Origin of the sequence: Lacrimispora xylanolytica (assembly GCF_026723765.1) — a bacterium.
GTDB classification, from domain to species: Bacteria; Bacillota; Clostridia; order Lachnospirales; family Lachnospiraceae; genus Lacrimispora; species Lacrimispora xylanolytica.
Map to the genome: position 1 here is coordinate 1,170,131 of NZ_CP113524.1, position 18,963 is coordinate 1,189,093.

Sequence of the window (18,963 nt, forward strand, 5' to 3'; positions counted from 1 at the left end):
GTGAATCAGGAAATCATTGACCGTCTTGGAGTCATAACGGATGAGGAACGGGAAATCATAAACGGTCGGACAGAGATAGATATAAAGCGGTATACTGAAGGCAGAGATCTGGTCATCGACAGTAAAAAGATGCTGGAACACGGGAAAATGATTCGGATCCGGCCTCATACCAGATTTGTTCATTTTCCAAGGCACAAGCATAATTACATTGAAGTGATTTACATGTGCAAAGGAGAAACCACTCATATCATTGATGGAGAGCGGGTAGTTTTAAAAACAGGAGAGCTGCTGTTTTTAAATCAGCATGCCGATCAGGAGATTTTCCCGGCAGGAGAAGGTGATATTGCGGTGAATTTCATCATTCTTCCTGAATTTTTTGATACTGCCTTTGAGATGATGGGAGAAGAAGAAAACCTTTTGCGGGATTTTTTAGTGGGCAGCCTCTGCTTTGATCCCCGGTATGCCAGCTACCTACATTTTCAGGTGGCAGATGTACTTCCCATTCAGAATCTGGTGGAAAATATGGTGTGGACCTTACTTTATGACCAGCCCAATAAAAGAAGCATCAATCAGGTAACCATGGGGCTCTTGTTTTTGCAGCTGATGCATTATACCGATAAGATCAGCCATACAAGGGAAGGCTTTGAGCAAAAGCTTATTTTTCAGGTTCTTACATTCATTGATGAAAATTATAAAGAAGGGGAACTTACGGAGCTGGCAAAATCCTTAAACTATAATATATACTGGTTAAGCAGAGCCATAAAGAAGCTGACCGGACGGACTTATAAGGAATTATTGCAGATCAAACGGCTAAATCAGGCCTCCTTTCTTTTACTCAATACCAGGTTATCTGTTACTGATATTTCCATAGCTGTAGGTTATGATAATACCAGTTATTTTCACAGAATCTTTCGAGGTTATTACAGTATGTCACCGAAAGAATACAGGGAAAAGAATAAAACAGCTAATTCTTAGAATACATTGTTAAATTCTAAACTTTCAACTCCTTAAAAATGGTTCTATTCCTGAACTTAACGTTTAAGTAATATCTTAAATATCAAAAAAAGTTTAAGTTAAAACTTTTTCAAAATGGATATGTATGGTAATAAATAAAATAGAGTTGGCATATATTTGTTATATAAGGTTGACAAATAATTTCTGTAAAGGAGAGAACCGAAATGCCAAGAGGAGTAAGAAAGACACCGCTTGAGAAGTTAAGCGAAGAATTAAAAGAGGTAAGAGAATCCATGAAACAGTATAAGGATTGTCTGGTTACATTAGAGGAAAAAGAAAAAGAAATTCAGGATAAGATAAAACTGGAACAGTTTAAAGAAGTATCCTCTATATTGGACGAGCACGAAATGTCTATTATGGATTTAAAAGAACTGTTGATCTCATCAAAAACGGAGCCAGCAGAATAACATAATCATGGAAGTTAACGTGTTATAATCATTCATGATAAGAAGTTAATCGATGATCAGGCCAGAACCTTTTAAGAAGGGCTCTGGTCTTTTTTTATTTATATTTAGGGCAAAAGAAACCTATTCTTGTTTTTTATAAGAGCATTCCTAAATTTCATTATGCAAGGGGCATAAAGGGAGGATAAAATCATAGGAGAGTCATATAAGGAGGCATACTTGTGGGAAAATCATTAACACATAAGATTATTAAGTCGCATTTAATTTCAGGAAACATGATTCCTGGAGAGGAAGTATTTGTAAAGGTGGACCAGACACTGACTCATGACATCAATGCAGTCATGACTTACCTTGCCTTCGAGGCGGTGGGAATTGACCGTGTAAAAACTGAGTGCAGCGTCAGCTATCTGGATCACAACTTATTGTACGTAGATCATAAAACACCGGATGACCACATTTATCTCCAGTCCGTTGCAAAACGCTACGGAGTCTATGTATCACGTCCAGGCAACGGAATCTGCCATTCGGTCCATGTGGCCCGGTTTGGAGTTCCGGGGAAAATCAGTATGGGCGGTGACAGCCATACGCCTCATGGTGGCTCCATTGGCATGCTCTGTATCGGAGTAGGGGGCATGGATGTGGCTACCGCAATGACAGGAGTTCCCATGCGCCTTACCATGCCAAGGGTTATCAAGGTGAATCTGACTGGTGCATTAAAGCCAGGCTGTAATTCCAAGGAAATCATTCTGGAGCTTTTGCGCCGTGTCAGCATCAAAGGCGGCCTTTTAAATGTATATGAATATGTAGGACCAGGTGCGGAGGCATTAGAAGTCTCTGCCAGGGCAACCATTGCAAATATGGGGGCAGAAACGGGGGCAACAACGTCAATCTTTCCAGCAGATGAACAGGTTCGTAAGTTTTTAGCCTCCCAGGGGCGTGAACAGGATTACAAAGAGCTGCTTCCTGATTTAGATGCGGAATATGATGACTGTATGGAAATCAATTTAAGTGAGCTGGAGCCTTTGGTTTCCTGCCCCCACCAGCCAGATAACGTGAAGCGTATCCGAGATGTGGAAAAAAAGCCTGTGCAGCAGGTATTTATCGGAAGCTGCACCAATGCCAGTTATTCTGATATCGCAAAAGCTGCACTGGTATTAAAGGGTCATCTGGTAAATGAAACGGTAAGCTGTACCTGTGCAGTGGCGTCAAAACAGATATATAAAAAGCTGATGCAGGATGGATATATTGATATGCTGCTTGATGCAGGAGTGCGGATGCTGGAAATTGCCTGCGGTCCCTGTTGTGCCATCGGGCAGACTCCTGCCACCAAAGGAATTGCCGTTCGTACCACCAACCGGAATTTTATAGGAAGAGCAGGAAATCCCACGGCTGAAATCTATTTGGTAAGCCCAGAAAGCGCTGCCGCTACCGCCATTGCAGGTACCTTTGCTACGGCAGAGGATATTATGGGAGAAGAAATTTGGAAACTGGGAGAGGTAAGAGAGCCTGAAGAATTTGGAATTGATGACGGAATGCTCATTAAGCCCCTTTCAGAGGAGGAAGGGGTGGAAGTTTCTGTGGTGCGGGGCCCCAATATTAAGCCCCTTCCAATACCCGATGCACCGGAGCAATATCTGTGCGCCCCCATCAGCTTAAAAGGCGGAGATAACATTTCCACAGATGACATTACACCGGCAAGTGCAGAATTCAGCAGCATGCGCTCCAATATCCCGCTGATGTCGCAGTACTGCTACCATCGCTATGCACCTGATTTTGCGGCGCGCGCAAAAGCCATGGGGAAAAGCATTATCATTGCCGGAGAAAATTATGGACAAGGTTCTTCCAGAGAGCATGCGGCCATAAATCCCATGTATCTTGGGGTAAAGGCAGTCATTGCAAAGAGCATCGCCAGAATTCATAAGGGGAATTTAATCAATCATGGCATCATTCCCATGATATTTGCAAACTCTGAGGATTACCAGGGATTGGAGCTGGAAGATGAACTGGAAATTGAAAACCTGCTGGAACAGATTCCTACAAGAACCGTAACCATAAAGAATAAAACACGCCATTTTCTGTTTGATGTGAAGCTTGAAATAACGGACAATGAGATGGAGGTCGTCTTAAACGGAGGACAGCTGGCTTATTTAAAAAAACAGCTGACAAAGGAGGCATAAGATATGGCCGGAGTAAAAGGAGAAATCATGGATTATAGAAAAATAGCCGAGGAGACCTTCGGAAGCTTAATTCAAGGAGAGTATGAAAGAATTGAGCGCATGAAATCCAATACAGAAGTGACGGATTTTAATGAGCTTCCAAAGATCATAGTGGGAATCCTGCCTGGAGACGGCATTGGTCCTATTATCATGGAACAGGCGCTTCGGGTGGTGAAAAGGCTGGTTTCAGAAGAAATTGACCAGGGGAAAATAGAATTAAGGACCATAGAAGGAATGACCATTGAAAACCGGGTGGAAAAAAGGAACAGCCTGCCTGAGGAGGTATTGAAAGAGATTAAAAAATGTCATGTTCTGGTAAAAGGCCCCATGGTAACGCCTAAGGAAGGAGACGGGCTGCCAAATCTCATCAGTGCCAACAGTCTGCTAAGGAGAGGGCTGGACCTGTTTGCAGCAGTCCGCCCAGTAAAGATACCAGAAAAAAATATTGACTGGACATTCTTCCGGGAAAATATTGAAGGAGAGTATATCTGGGGGAACAAGGGAATTCAGGTGAATGAAGATCTTGCAATTGATTTTAAGATCCAGACAACAAGAGGCAGTGAACGCATTGCGAAAGCTGCGTTTGACTTTGCAAGAAAGAATGGAAAAAAGAATATTACTGTGGTGACAAAAGCAAATATCGTCAAACTGACCGACGGAAACTTCAGTAAAATGGTTCATAAGGTGGGAGAGGAATACCCGGAAATTAAAGTTCAGGACCGGTTCGTGGATGCCATGTGTGCCAAAATGATGGATCCGGAATTTAATAAAGAAATGGAAGTAATCATTCTTCCTAATTTATATGGGGATATTGTCACCGATGTTGCAGCGGAACATCAGGGAGGACTTGGCACTGCCTCGTCTGCCAATATAGGCAATCAATATGCCATGTTTGAAGCAATCCATGGGACAGCCCCCTATCTAATGTCCCAGGGCAGAGGGGAATATGCAGATCCATGCAGCTTAATCCGGGCTATGGGGCAGATGCTCCAGCATATTGGATATGGAGAAAAGAAAGCACTTTTGGATCAGGCACTCAATATTTGTACGGTGACAGAGAAAAAAACAGTGGTCACGACCAGAATAGAAGATGCCAGTGCGGCTGAATTTACGGATTACCTTCTTAATACCATAGATCAAATAGGATAACCTCTTTTTCACGTGTAACTTCCTCCTTGTATGGAAGGAAAAGGTCTGATAAAATGGAGGAAACGGACAAAGAGGTAAAGGCAATGAAAGATTCTGATTGGGTGATCCTGTATGAGCTTTACAAAAATCCAAATATGTCAAAGGTGGCCAGCCTGTTATTTATGACCCAGCCTTCCCTCACAAAAAGGCTGAAGCAGATGGAGTCAGAATTTCAGGTGACCATTGTAAACAGAACCCCAAAGGGCCTGGAGTTTACGAAAGAAGGTGAATTTCTGGCAAACCAGGCAAATGTATATCTGGATTTTATGAAAGAGACCAATCGGGGACTGGCTGAATTAAAAGAAAGCGGTGAAGAGACCATTGTTATAGGCTCTTCCTACACCTATAGTAAATATACCCTGACTGATGTTTTATACCAATACAATCAAACCCACCCCAATGTGAATTTTCACATTGTGAATGATCAAAGCAATATCCTGTTCCGAAAGATGTTAGAGGAAGCGGTAGACGTTGCTTTTATCCGCGGTGATTATGAGGGCGCTGTCAATAAAGCTCTGATTGCTGAGGATCAGGCATATCTCATTACCAAGGAAAAGGTTGATATGGACCAGCTTCCCGGTCTGCAGTGGATTGCATACAGCACCAATGACCGAACCAAGGAGCTTTTAGGTGATTGGTGGCAGGATCGTTTTCATACAGCTCCCCCTTTGGGTATGGAAGTGGGGTTTATTGATTTCGCCTGGCAGCTGATTGGCAAGGGACTAGGGTATACTTTATGTTTTCTTCCCAGTAACTTTGTGAACGAACATGATCTTTGTCTGACTCCCTTGACAAAAAGGAATGGAGCTCCGGTACTTAGAAATACATGGTTTATCTATTCGAAAAACAAGAGAAAATCAAAGATGCTGGAAGATTTTATTCGTTATATAGAAGAGAAGCTTGTAATTGTATCATCGCGATGATGTGCAAATAAGGACGTTGTTTTAAATAAACAGCGTCCTTATTTTTTATAGAAAAATAAACTATGATTAGAATAAGAAAACTAGGAGGGGTAAGCATGGAGAAATACTATCTTGCCGTAGACATTGGTGCTTCCAGCGGACGTCATATTCTTGGAACTGTAAAAGATGGAAACATGGTTCTGGAGGAGATATACCGCTTTGAAAATGGCATGAAACGGATGGGGGAAAGGCTTTGCTGGGATGTGGAGTCCTTATTTGCAGAAATCAAAGAAGGCATGAAAGCGTGTAAAAAGCTAGGTAAGATACCTGTGAGCATGGGCATTGATACCTGGGCTGTGGATTTTGTTCTCCTTGACCGGGAAGGAAAGCTTCTCTCCGAAGCTGTTGGATACCGGGATGACCGCACAAAGGGGATGGATGAGGAAGTATATAAGACTATACCTCTTTTAAGCCTTTATGAAAGAACCGGAATCCAGAAGCAGATTTTTAATACCATTTATCAGCTGATGGCAGTAAAGAAACAAACTCCTGAGCATTTAAAAGAGGCAGAAACATTTTTAATGATTCCGGATTATTTTCATTATCTCCTTACCGGAGTAAAAAAGCAGGAATACACAAATGCTACCACCACACAGCTGGTGAGTCCGGAGACAGGAACCTGGGATTATGATTTGATTCAGAGCCTGGGACTTCCAGAGGGGCTGTTTTTACCCCTTTCCATGCCAGGAACACTGGCAGGCGGGCTGGCTCCTCAAATAATAGAAGAAGTAGGCTTTGATTGTCAGGTAGTGCTTCCTGCCACTCATGATACGGCATCAGCCGTAATGGCTGTTCCTGTGGTCCCAGGCGGTTCCATGGAAGACCTTCTTTATATCAGCTCCGGTACCTGGTCCCTCATGGGCACAGAGCTTTTAAAAGCAGATTGTTCCGTCAAAAGCATGGAAGCAAATTTTACCAACGAGGGCGGCTATGACTACCGTTACCGGTATTTAAAAAATATCATGGGACTTTGGATGATCCAGTCCGTAAGAAAAGAGCTTTCCAGGCAAGGAGAGGAATATTCCTTTGCACAGCTTTGTGATATGGCTTCCAGGGAATCCATCTCTTCTCTCGTAGACTGTAATGACAGCGTATTTCTGGCACCGGAGAGCATGATACAGGCAGTAAGGGAGTATTGCAGAAATCACAATCAGCAGGAGCCAAAGACACCGGGGGAGATTTCAGCGGTTATCTATAACAGTCTGGCAGTCTGTTATGAAAAAACGATCAAGGAATTAGAGTCCATTACCGGGAAAACATATCCTGCCATTCATGTGGTAGGCGGCGGCTCCCAAGCGGAATATTTAAACCAGCTGACAGCAGATATGACTGGAAGAACCGTCTATGCAGGACCAGGAGAGGCAACTGCCATTGGAAACTTACTGGCTCAGATGCTTTCGTTCCATGAATTTGACGATTTAAAGCAGGCAAGAGAAGGCGTATACCGTTCTTTTGCAGTAAAGGAATACAGGCCCCAAAAAGGGAAAAAATAAAGGAGGAAATTTTATGATCCGAAAATCATTTAAAATGTATCTAAATGAAGGAATGGCAGAGGAATATGAAAAAAGACATAACATGCTATGGCCGGAGATGAAAGAGATGATACGCCAGTGCGGCGGCCATAATTATTCCATCTTCTTAGACGAAGAGACCAACGTACTCTACGGATACATTGAAATTGAGGACGAAGAGCGGTGGGCTGAATCAGCCGATACTGCCATCAACCGCAAATGGTGGGATTTCATGGCAGACATTATGAAGACCAATTCGGATAACAGTCCGGTTTCGGTTGGCTTAACACCAGTATTTCATCTGGATTAATAGGGAAAAGGAGAAGGAAAGCGATGACAATAAAAGAGAGATATGAGGCAGCAAAAGAAAGCTACAAAGGGATTGGTGTGGATACCGATGCCGCTATAAGTGCATTAAAGGCGATTCCCATTTCCATGCACTGCTGGCAGGGGGATGACGTAACTGGATTTGATGGGGCAGGCGCTCTTTCCGGAGGAATCCAGACCACGGGAAATTATCCGGGCCGTGCCAGAAACCCACAGGAATTAATGGCGGATATGGATCAGGCATTAAACTTGATTCCTGGAAAGCACCGCATTAACTTACATGCCAGCTATGCCATATTTGAAGAAGGAGAATGGGCTGACAGAGATAAGCTGGAACCAAAGCATTTTAAAAAATGGGTAGAGTTTGCAAAGGAACGGGGCATTGGCATTGATTTTAACCCCACATTATTCTCACATGCCAATGCAGAGCATGCCACCTTATCAAGCGAAGATCCTAAGATTCGCTCATTCTGGATCGACCATGTAAAAGCATGCATCCGAATTTCAGAGTATTTAGCCACAGAGCAGGGAACCCCTTGTACCATGAATATCTGGATTCCTGACGGATTTAAGGACATTCCTGCTGACCGTACCTCTCCAAGAGCAAGACTTAAGGATTCTCTGGACCAGATCCTTTCCATGGAGTATGATAAAACAAAGGTGCTTGTAGCCGTGGAATCAAAGGTATTTGGAATCGGTATGGAAAGCTGTACCGTAGGCTCCCATGAATTCTATATGAACTACGCCTCTAAAAATGACATCCTCTGCCTCCTTGACAGCGGACATTATCATCCGACCGAGGTGGTTTCAGATAAGATTTCATCCATGCTTTTATTCTTTGACAAGGTTGCCCTGCACGTAACACGACCGGTGCGCTGGGATAGTGACCACGTAGTTTTATTTGATGATGAGACAAAGGAAATTGCAAAAGAAATTATCCGCGGCGGCTCAGACCGTGTGCTTTTAGCCCTTGACTTTTTCGATGCCAGCATTAACCGCATCAGTGCCTGGGTGGTTGGAATGAGAAACATGCAGAAGGCCTTGTTAAATGCACTGCTTTTACCAAATGAAAAACTGGCTGAGCTTCAAAATACCAGAAGCTTTACGGAGCTTATGATGCTTCAGGAAGAATTAAAGCTTTATCCCATTGGAGATGTGTGGAACTATTTCTGTGAGCTAAATGGAGTCCCGGCTAAGGAAGACTGGTTTAAAACAGTGGCTGCTTATGAAAAAGACGTACTGTTAAACCGGAAATAAGGAGAAAAAGAACATGAAAATTTTAGATGCAGAATTTGTAAAAGGCTTTATCCGTTTGTGTGATGATGGATTTCAACAGAACTGGCATGAGAGAAACGGCGGCAACTTAAGCTACCGGATCAAGCCGGAAGAGGTGGATTCTATTAAAGAGGAGCTTACCTTTGATGCTCCATGGCAGCCCATTGGAACAACGGTAAAGGGGCTTTCCGGGGAGTGCTTTATGGTAACGGGAAGCGGAAAGTATTTCCGCAATGTAATTCTAGAGCCGGAAGTCAATACCTGCATCATAGAACTGGATGAAAGCGGAGAAAACTACAGAATCCTTTGGGGACTGACAAAAGGCGGACGCCCAACCAGTGAACTTCCTTCTCATTTGATGAACCATGAGGTAAAAAAGGAAGCCACAGGCGGAGCACACAGGGTCATTTACCATGCCCACCCAACCAACATCATTGCCCTTACCTTTGTTCTTCCCTTAGAGGATAAGATATTTACAAGAGAATTATGGGAAATGGCTACCGAATGCCCCGTGGTATTCCCAGCGGGTGTTGGTGTAGTAGGCTGGATGGTGCCGGGCGGACGTGAAATTGCAGTGGCTACCAGCGAGCTTATGAAAAAGTATGATGTGGCTATCTGGGCTCATCACGGTTTGTTTGCTTCCGGAGAAGACTTTGACTTAACCTTTGGCCTGATGCATACGGTGGAGAAATCTGCTGAAATTCTCGTAAAGGTTCTCTCCATAAGACCGGATAAGCTGCAGACCATCACAGCAGGTAATTTCCGTGATCTGGCTCGTGATTTTAAGGTAACGCTGCCAGAAGAATTTCTTTATGAGAAATAATAGTTAAACCAAAAATCTTATCCATACCAAAAGGAAAATGAAAACAGCGTTTTGTTCTGCTTAAAACCAGACCAACACGCTGTTCTTCATTTTTTTGGAGAATCTAAATCTAATCTATATCCCATTATGAGTCTTTAATATTCTCCATAAAGTGCTTCGGCTGATACCAAGCCTGTTTGCAGTCTTTTCTTTATTTTCGTGCTCCTCAGCCAATACAGTTAATATAATTTGATAGTTGATTTCATCTAGAGTCTGAGTTAGATCAAAGTCAGAGGAAGGAAGCGAGGGTATTTTTGGTGTTTCCTGATCAAGGAAATATTTCACATCGTTGTAGGTGATATAAGGCGTTTTCGTAACTACAGCAAGTTCCTTAAGCACGTGCTGCAGTTGATCTAAGTTGTGAGTCCAGGGAAAAGCAGTGAAAAGTTCCATGGCCTCTGCTTCTAAACCAATAATCTGTTTTCCGAGTGATACATTTAATTTATGAAGATATAATGCGGTAATGCTGGGGATATCGTCACTTCTCTCTCTTAGTGGAAGCAGATTTAAGGTTAAACAGGAGAGTCGCTTTTCTAAGTGACTTTTCATGGCTGTTGCTTCTGGGGATATCTCATTGGTAATCAAAAGAGAGAATATCATGCGATTTCGTTTTACCAGGTCAGTGTGATCCATATAGTGAAATAGTTTTTCAAGCTGAGAATGAGAGAGCATGCAGATATTTTTAATGTATATGGTAGAATGTACATCTGCAAGAGGAGAATTCTCATTATTCATAATATGGTTCCATTTACGCTCGCTGATAAATTTACAGTCTATGACATAAAAAGGTGATGTACTATATGGACCATTTTCGTACATAAGAGATGCCACCTTATCTTTGCCAGTGCCATCTTCTCCCGTAATTAAAACGGGCAGATAGCTTTTACTGTATTCCTCTATGATATGAGCAGTAATACCGATTTTATTGGAACCTCCAAAGAAGCTTGAAAAATTTGCAGAATCCGAATCTGGTTTATTATAAATGGTGATTCCAATGTCATCCTCCGTAAAAAGTGCAGGCTTTTGGTTTATAATGATAGCAGTATATTTTTGCTCATCAATATAGAGATGACGGCATGTGAACGTGTAAACTTTATCACGTATCTGTCTGGCAACACTTTGGTTTGGAACCTTTAAGAAGGCTTTTAAGTATGTTTGAACCACATTCATCAGCGATACATTCATTCCGTCAATAGAAAAGCTTGAAAACCATAGAGAACCTGCAGGATCATAAATCAGGAACTCCCGGTCCTCATCCGTGAGAAGGCTCTGAAAAAGATTCTTTTGCTTGTGCACATGATTGGAAGAATGGACTATTTTTTTCGCTTCATTGATGGCATCGTTAATGCTTTCCGTACCTGAAGTTATGAGAATGGAGTTCATATTTAATATTTTTGCATAATTTGCACCAGTCATATCACAAAGTACCAGAGATGCGCCGTTGCTTCTTGCCTGGCGAAGAGCAGCAAGTGCACCATCCTCGCTTGTAAAAGTAATTATGTTAATATCATATTGAAGCAGATCACAGAGCACCCTTGCCTGCTTGGTAATTCCGGAAAATCCAGCAATCACAAGCTTGCCAGAGTAACTTTCGGCCATTTTAATACTACGAAGAATGTCGTAGCCCGAAATCGAAATATCAACAACGGGAATTTCCACAGAGGATCGAATCAGCTCAGCCGTACCACCTCTTGAAATAATGACATCATAATTCTTATGAGCTAAGTTTTCAACAATTTTTCGCCCGGTATTTAAATCTCCAGTTTGAATTGTCAATTCTATATCTTCACGATTTTTGGAAATATTCTCAAATATTTCTGTCATTCCCTCGTATGGGGCAATGACAAGTATCTTAACCTTCTGCATAAGCTCTCCCAATGTGTAAAAACTGTTTTGTTCGTTGATTTTAATCTTATTATATGATCAAATGTCGCAAAAAGCAACGATTTAAAAATAATATGTATTAATATAAGACGTAAATTGGAAAGTATATCGCTTGAATCGCCACACTGTGATAGTGTAAGATAGGTATATGAAAAAAATGTTTTATATTGAGACGAGAAAATAACTAGGAGGAACTGAAATGAGCTACCAAATTAAAATTCCATCTTGCGTATATGGCGGACCAGGAAGTATTGAACATGTAAATGCCATAATAAAGAAAGAAGATTCAAAGAAAATTATTATATTTACAGATAAAGGGATACGTGAACATGGATTCTTAGATATTTTGACAAACCATTTCGATGAAATGAATACGCAGTATAAGGTATATGATGATTTGATACCAGAACCTGCTTATCAGGATGCAGAAAGAGTGATAAAAGAAGCCGAGGATTATGATGGTGATTTGATCATTGCCATTGGTGGTGGCAGCGTTATGGATGTTGCAAAACTTTGCTCTGTTTTAAAAGGTGCCACATACACCGTAAAAGATTTACTCAATGATCCGACACAGGCAAGAAAACAACTGAAAACAATCATGATTCCTACTACTTGCGGTACTGGCTCCGAGGCGACTTGTAATGCAATTGTTGCAATTCCAGAAGAACAATCGAAAAAAGGAATTGTTAATGACAATATGATTCCGGATTACGTAATCCTTGATGCAAATTTCATCAAGAAGCTTCCAAGATCAATCGTTGCAGCGACTGGTGTGGATGCACTGGCTCACGTTGTCGAGTGTTATACATCAAAAAAAGCAACTCCATTATCTGACACCTATGCGCTTGCAGGAGCTAAATTAATTTTTAATAATATCAGAGAAGCATATGATGATGCTGATAATTTAGAAGCAAAAAACAATCTGCTCTTAGGTGCCTTTTATGGTGGTGTCGCCATTACTGGAAGCGGTACAACAGCAGTTCATGCGCTATCTTACCCCCTTGGAGGAAAATATCATATTGCCCATGGTGTATCCAATGCAATTTTATTTGCGCATGTTATGGAATTTAATAAAGATGCATGTGAAGACAGACTTGCTAAGTTATATGATGCGGTATTCCATGGTATACCAGTAAAAACCCAGGCTGAGAAAGCACAGTATGTCATTGATCAGATTGCTGATATTGTGAAAACCACCAACATTCCTACAGATCTAAAAGAATTTGGTGTTAAGAAGGAAGATTTAGAAACTTTAGTAGAAGCAGGAAGCAAACAACAGAGATTACTTGTTAATAATAGGAAGGAATTAAGCCTTGAAGATATAAGAAATATTTACTTAAAGGTTCTTAAATAAGGAAGGTGAGACAATGAAGAAAAGACCGATTATTGGAATCACTATGGGTGATCCGGCTGGTAATGGATCTGAGTTATCCGTAAAGGTATTGCTGGATAAAAAGGTATATGAAACGTGTCGTCCTATCATAATCGGGGATGCCAGTTGTATGGATGAAATCGTAAAAAGACTGAATAAGGAAAATGAAATTAAAATCCATGGGGTTAAGAAGGTGGAAGATGCAGTCTTTGAATATGGAACCATTGATGTTTATGACATGGGTCTGGTTGATATGGAAAAGCATATCTATGGGAAAATATCTAAGATGTGCGGTGAAGCAGCATTTCAATATGTTGTCAAAGTAATTGAACTGGCAATGAATGGATCCATTGATGCAACGGTAACCAATGCATTAAATAAAGAAGCAATCAACATGGCTGGACATCATTACTCAGGACATACGGAAATCTATGCAGAATACACTCATACCGATCGATATACCATGATGCTGGCCCATGAAGATTTAAGGGTGGTCCATGTATCCACTCATGTTTCTCTTCGTCAGGCCTGTGATAGAGTGAAAAAAGCCAGAGTGTTAGAAGTAATTAGAATTGCAAATGAGGGCTGTAAAGCCATTGGTATCGAAAATCCGAAAATCGGAGTGGCTGGATTAAATCCCCATTGCGGAGAAAATGGTCTGTTTGGTACAGAGGAGATCGAAGAGATTCAACCAGCAATTGATGAGGCCATAGCAGAAGGTATCTGCATACCCGAAGGAATCCCCACACCTCCTGATACTATTTTTTCAAAAGCCTTAGGCGGCTGGTATGATATTGTTGTTGCAATGTATCACGATCAGGGACATATCCCCTTAAAGGTTAAGGGCTTTCAATATAATAAGGAGCTTAAAAAATGGGATGCTGTATCAGGGGTAAATATCACACTTGGTATTCCAATTATAAGAGTGTCTGTGGACCATGGAACAGGCTTTGACCTGGCTGGAAAAGGAATCTCCAGCGAATTAAGCCTTGCTCATTCAATTGACTATGCGATTCGCCTGGCGTCAAATAAGTAATCTAAGGAGGGGGATTGTATGGGTAAGATGTTGATCATAGCAGATGATATTACTGGGGCGTTAGATACAGGCATACAATTTGCCAAACGTGGGATACGTACTCAGGTTTTCACAGAAGGTAAGCTAAATGAAAGTGATGTAAAAACAGACACTGAAATTATTGTGGTAGATTCAGAGTCCAGACCAATGTCAGCAGAGGATTCTTATGAGGTCGTATACAGCATTGCTGATTGGGCGCACAAAAAAGGAATCGAAATTATATTTAAAAAAACGGATTCCGCCTTACGTGGAAATATTGGTTCCGAACTTCAGGCGGTAGCTGATGCGGTAAAAGGCGTTCCGATTTATTTTCTCCCAGGGCATCCGGAAATTGGAAGAATTACAAAGGGCGGTGTCCACTATATATCTGGAGAGTTACTGGAGAACAGTGTGTTTGGAAAAGATCCATTTGATCCAGTTACTAAGTCCTATATCCCAGATATTATAAAGGACCAGAGTGACATTTCTGTTATTTGTAAAAGTGCAGAAGAACCCATTACGGATGAGAAGAATTCCATGTCAGAAATAATTGTATGCGACACTCTATCTGTGAGAGATATTGATTATAGATTAGACGAATTAGTCAAAATGAATGGGCTCAAACTCATCGCAGGCTGTGCAGTGCTTGGAGAGCGATTGGCAGAAAAGGTTTTATGCAATTCCAAAGAGGTATCATCCTATGAAAAGACGGATGGTTTGTATGTGGCTTGTGGAAGCCTAAATAAGATTACACTCAACCAATTAGAATATGCAGAACGTAATGATAGCTTTATAAGAAAAAAGCTCACTATGGAGCAAAAGTACGATACTGATTATTACAATACTTTGGAAGGCAAGAAATTCTTAGAAGAAATCGTAACTATGTGTAGAACCAACAAAAAAGTAATTGTGGATTCTTTTGACACGGAAGAAAATATTGTGAATTTTGTGGCTGACAAAAGTAAGAATATTGATGAGCTAAGAACATTGATCCCACAGGCACATGGACATATTGTAAAAGCTCTTGCAGAGGAAAAGATTGACTTGACCATCCTTATGACAGGAGGAGATACACTGATGGGATATATGAAACTAGTTGGGTGTACCCATATAGAACCAGTGTGTGAGATAGAATCAGGGTTAGTTGTTTCTAAGCTTATATGGAATGGGTATAACCAACAGATTATCTCGAAGTCTGGAGGATTTGGAACCGAGGATATTTTGTGTAGAATTGCACTAAAAATAATAAAATAAGTCTAGGAGGACAATTATAATGAAAAAAGTAGAATTAAAAGGTATCATTACCCCAATTTTAACACCAATGAATGCAGATGAGTCTGTAAATCTTACAGAACTTCGCAATCAGGTTGAACGCCTTATTAGCGGTGGAGTACATGGAATCTTCCCATTTGGAACCAATGGGGAAGGCTACATATTAAGCGAAAACGAAAAGATTGAAGTACTGGAAGCTACCATCGATCAGGTGAAGGGAAGAGTACCTGTATATGCTGGCTCCGGTTTAATCTCTACAAAAGATACAATCCGTATGAGTAAGAAAGCAGAAGAGCTGGGCGCAGATGTTTTATCAATTATCACTCCAAGTTTTGCAGTTGCGTCACAGAAAGAATTATATGATCACTATGTTGAAATAGCAAAGCATGTTGATACGCCAATCGTACTTTATAATATACCTGCACGTACTGGCAACAAGCTGCTGCCTGAAACCATTGCAAAACTTGCAAAGGACGTAGATTTAATTGTTGGAGCCAAGGATTCAAGCGGTGATTGGGATAATCTAAAAGCTTATATTACGGAAACACGTGAACTTGAAAAAGACTTCTATGTACTTTCCGGTAATGATTCTCTGATTCTTCCATGCCTAAAAGAAGGTGGCTTTGGTGGTATTGCGGGTTGCTCTAATGTATATCCAGAAGTATTATCATCCATTTACAACTTATTTATTGATGGTAAATTAGAAGAGGCAGAAGTGGTTCAGGAATCCATTGCAAGTTTTAGAGCTGTATTTAAATATGGCAATCCGAATACGGTTGTTAAGAAAGCAGTGGCTATGTTAGGCTACCCAGTAGGCGATTGCAGAAGACCATTTAACTACCTTTGTGAGGAAGGAATTGAAGCTCTATCAAAAGTGCTTAAGGAAAATACAGATAAGGGCATGAAATAATAAAGAATCTGTTCAGACTGTTTTCGCATTATGCATAAAAAAGCGGGAGAAGAAAAATGCAAAAAGAGTATTTAATGGAGTCAACTGATGTACTTAAAAATCTAGAAACATCGACTCAGGGGCTTTCCAGTGCGCAGGTGGAGGAACGAAAATCAAAATATGGTTTAAATAAATTAAAAGAAGGTGTAAAACCCAGCCTGATTCAAAAGTTTTTTAACGAACTGATCAATTTTATGAACGTTGTACTTATCATTGCAGCAGTTATTTCAGGAATTACTTCACTCTATGTGGGTGAAAGCATGATAGATACTGTCATTATTCTTCTTGTTGTTACCATCAATGCAGCACTTGGAGTATATCAGGAATCAAAAGCAGAAGCCGCCATAGAAGCGCTTCAGGATATGGCAGCCGCCACATCAAATGTGATAAGAAATGATAAAATCGAAAGTGTTCGTTCCGAAGATCTTGTTCCAGGAGATATTATTCTATTAGAAGCAGGGGATGCAGTACCTGCAGATTCAAGATTAATTGAATGTGCCAGTTTAAAAGTGGAAGAGGCTGCCCTGACAGGAGAATCAACATCTGTAACAAAAACGGAAAAAACCATAGGAACAGGCTTTCAGGAAGTTACTCTGGGTGATAGAAAAAACATGGTATATACCGGCTCTACCATCGTTTATGGAAGAGGAAAAGCCGTTGTATGTTATACAGGAATGGATACAGAGATTGGGCGTATTGCTGATGCAATTAACACCGCGAAAGAGGAAGAGACTCCATTGCAGTTAAAGCTCAATCAGCTATCAAAGGCATTATCCATTATGGTTCTGGCTATTTGCGCCGTTATGTTTGCTACCGATATTGCTAGAATTCTCATAGCTGGTGGTGAGATTCACCTTGATGCGCTCATTGATACGTTTATGATTGCTGTTTCTCTTGCAGTAGCTGCTATTCCGGAAGGCCTCGCAGCCGTTGTTACCATACTTCTCTCCATTGGCGTTACAAAAATGTCAAAAGAACATGCAATTATAAGGAAGCTTACCGCAGTAGAAACTCTTGGATGTACGCAGATAATCTGTTCTGATAAAACCGGAACCTTGACTCAGAATAAGATGACCGTTGTGGAACATTCCTGTTCTGATGAGAAGCTTCTTATGACTGCAATGTCTCTTTGCTCTGATGCAGAGATTGATTTAGATACATCACAGGCAATTGGAGAACCTACAGAATGTGCGCTTGTGAATGATGCATTTAAAAATGGCTTGTCAAAGCCAGAGCTTGCAAAGGAATATGTTCGAGTTGCCGAGGCACCTTTTGATTCTGTTAGAAAAATGATGTCAACGCTTCATAAAAAGTCTGATGGTACTGTCCTTCAGTTTACCAAGGGTGCTCCAGATGAGGTGCTAAAAAGATGCAGCAAGGCTTACGTGAATGGCAATATAGTAGAAATGACAGAGGAACTGCGTAGGTCTATTATCGCATCCAATAAGCAAATGGCAGATAAAGCACTTCGGGTTTTATGCGCTTCCATGAAAGAATGGTCCATATTGCCTTCTGCCATTGAACCTGGTGAAATAGAACATGATTTAATATACCTTGGCTTATCTGGCATGATAGACCCAGTAAGACCTGAAGTGAAATTTGCAATTGTTGAATGTAAGGAAGCTGGAATCCGTGCGATCATGATTACTGGAGATCACAAGGATACAGCCGTTGCCATTGCGAAAGAGCTTGGTATCCTTGAAGATGAAAGTATGGCAATAACCGGAGCAGAGTTAAACAAATTATCTGAGGAAGAACTTGAAAAAAGCATACAGAATTATTCCGTGTATGCCAGAGTACAGCCAGAGCATAAGGTGCGCATTGTAAAAACGTGGAAGAAATTATCTAAGGTAACCGCCATGACTGGAGACGGCGTTAATGATGCTCCATCCATTAAAGAAGCGGATATCGGCGTTGGTATGGGAATTACTGGAACCGATGTGACCAAGGATGTAGCAGATATGGTTCTGGCAGATGATAATTTTGCAACTATTGTAAGTGCGGTTGCAGAAGGAAGACGTATTTATGATAATATAAGAAAAGCCATACAATTCCTTCTATCATCTAACCTTGCAGAAGTCATTGCCGTCTTCATTGCCAGCTTACTTGGCTTTACCATATTAAAACCAGTTCACCTTTTATGGATTAACTTAATTACAGACTGTTTCCCAGCCATAGGGATAGGCATGGAGGAACAGGAAGCCGATATTATGAAGCGTAATCCAAGAAATGCTGGAGATGGGATTTTTGCAGATGGGGTTGCTGGTGAAACATTATTCCAGGGAGCCGTCATTGGATCTCTGACTCTGTTGGCATATTTTGTAGGGCATTACATGGAAAGCGGATTATGGGAAATTGCACAAAGTGCTGACGGCATGACAATGGCGTTCCTATCTCTGTCACTTCTTGAAATGTTCCACTCCTTTAATATGCGTTCCAGACATGAGTCAATCTTTCGGTTAAAGACGAAAAATAAGTTTTTATTTGGATCGCTTCTGGCATCATTTGTACTGACGACTGCAGTTATCTATGTACCATTTTTAAGAAGAGCATTTGAGTTTGAGCATATTTCACTAACGGAATATTTTGTAGCAATTCTAATAGCTGTTTCTATCATTCCTATCATGGAAGTCATGAAGCTTATTAGACGTAACCAGCTAAAAAATAAGTAAG

The 18,963-nt window shown here is 41.0% G+C and carries 15 protein-coding genes; 14 read left to right on the forward strand and 1 reads right to left on the reverse strand.

The features are described from left to right. From OW255_RS05630 to rhaD, 9 genes are all read left to right on the forward strand, one after another. Positions 1-975, forward strand: coding sequence for an AraC family transcriptional regulator (locus tag OW255_RS05630; RefSeq protein WP_268115918.1), 975 nt, complete (start codon positions 1-3; stop codon positions 973-975). A 203-nt stretch (positions 976-1,178) separates the two neighbouring features. Next, the gene (locus OW255_RS05635; protein ID WP_024836879.1) at positions 1,179-1,421 is read left to right on the forward strand and encodes a hypothetical protein; all 243 of its coding nucleotides are present in this window, start codon (positions 1,179-1,181) and stop codon (positions 1,419-1,421) included. 218 nt (positions 1,422-1,639) lie between these two features. Next, entirely contained in the window at positions 1,640-3,595 is a 1,956-nt protein-coding gene (locus OW255_RS05640) for an aconitate hydratase (protein WP_024836878.1), read from the forward strand. 3 nt (positions 3,596-3,598) lie between these two features. After that, the gene (locus OW255_RS05645) at positions 3,599-4,783 is read left to right on the forward strand and encodes an isocitrate/isopropylmalate family dehydrogenase (RefSeq protein ID WP_268115920.1); all 1,185 of its coding nucleotides are present in this window, start codon (positions 3,599-3,601) and stop codon (positions 4,781-4,783) included. A gap of 83 nt (positions 4,784-4,866) precedes the next feature. Next, on the forward strand, positions 4,867-5,745 hold the full coding sequence (locus OW255_RS05650) for a LysR family transcriptional regulator (protein ID WP_268115922.1): 879 nt from the start codon (positions 4,867-4,869) through the stop codon (positions 5,743-5,745). A gap of 95 nt (positions 5,746-5,840) precedes the next feature. Continuing rightward, on the forward strand, positions 5,841-7,277 hold the full coding sequence (gene rhaB / locus OW255_RS05655; RefSeq protein WP_268115923.1) for a rhamnulokinase: 1,437 nt from the start codon (positions 5,841-5,843) through the stop codon (positions 7,275-7,277). Positions 7,278-7,290: 13 nt separating this feature from the next. Further along, on the forward strand, positions 7,291-7,605 hold the full coding sequence (rhaM, locus tag OW255_RS05660) for an L-rhamnose mutarotase (protein WP_268115924.1): 315 nt from the start codon (positions 7,291-7,293) through the stop codon (positions 7,603-7,605). 23 nt (positions 7,606-7,628) lie between these two features. Further along, a complete protein-coding gene (locus OW255_RS05665; protein WP_024836873.1) occupies positions 7,629-8,879 on the forward strand; it encodes an L-rhamnose isomerase in 1,251 nt (416 codons plus the stop codon). 13 nt (positions 8,880-8,892) lie between these two features. After that, complete coding sequence (rhaD, locus tag OW255_RS05670) at positions 8,893-9,720, forward strand: rhamnulose-1-phosphate aldolase (protein ID WP_024836872.1); 828 nt, start codon at positions 8,893-8,895, stop codon at positions 9,718-9,720. A 114-nt stretch (positions 9,721-9,834) separates the two neighbouring features. On the opposite strand, the gene OW255_RS05675 is transcribed toward rhaD, so the two are convergent. Beyond that, complete coding sequence (locus tag OW255_RS05675; RefSeq protein WP_268115926.1) at positions 9,835-11,625, reverse strand: sigma-54-dependent transcriptional regulator; 1,791 nt, start codon at positions 11,623-11,625, stop codon at positions 9,835-9,837. Between the two features lie 217 nt (positions 11,626-11,842). On the opposite strand from OW255_RS05675, the gene OW255_RS05680 reads away from it, so the two are divergent. The 5 genes from OW255_RS05680 to OW255_RS05700 are packed head-to-tail and all read left to right on the forward strand — an operon-like array spanning position 11,843 to position 18,962. Next, positions 11,843-12,997: an iron-containing alcohol dehydrogenase gene (locus tag OW255_RS05680; protein ID WP_268115927.1), complete on the forward strand. Its 1,155-nt coding sequence runs from the start codon at positions 11,843-11,845 to the stop codon at positions 12,995-12,997. 13 nt (positions 12,998-13,010) lie between these two features. Beyond that, on the forward strand, positions 13,011-14,051 hold the full coding sequence (pdxA, locus tag OW255_RS05685) for a 4-hydroxythreonine-4-phosphate dehydrogenase PdxA (protein WP_268115929.1): 1,041 nt from the start codon (positions 13,011-13,013) through the stop codon (positions 14,049-14,051). An 18-nt stretch (positions 14,052-14,069) separates the two neighbouring features. Then, positions 14,070-15,323, forward strand: a complete 1,254-nt coding sequence (locus OW255_RS05690) for a four-carbon acid sugar kinase family protein (protein WP_268115931.1) — start codon at positions 14,070-14,072, stop codon at positions 15,321-15,323. 19 nt (positions 15,324-15,342) lie between these two features. Next, positions 15,343-16,251, forward strand: coding sequence for a 4-hydroxy-tetrahydrodipicolinate synthase (dapA, locus tag OW255_RS05695; RefSeq protein ID WP_024836865.1), 909 nt, complete (start codon positions 15,343-15,345; stop codon positions 16,249-16,251). A 56-nt stretch (positions 16,252-16,307) separates the two neighbouring features. Further along, positions 16,308-18,962, forward strand: coding sequence for a cation-translocating P-type ATPase (locus OW255_RS05700; RefSeq protein ID WP_268115933.1), 2,655 nt, complete (start codon positions 16,308-16,310; stop codon positions 18,960-18,962). Position 18,963 lies beyond the last annotated feature (1 nt).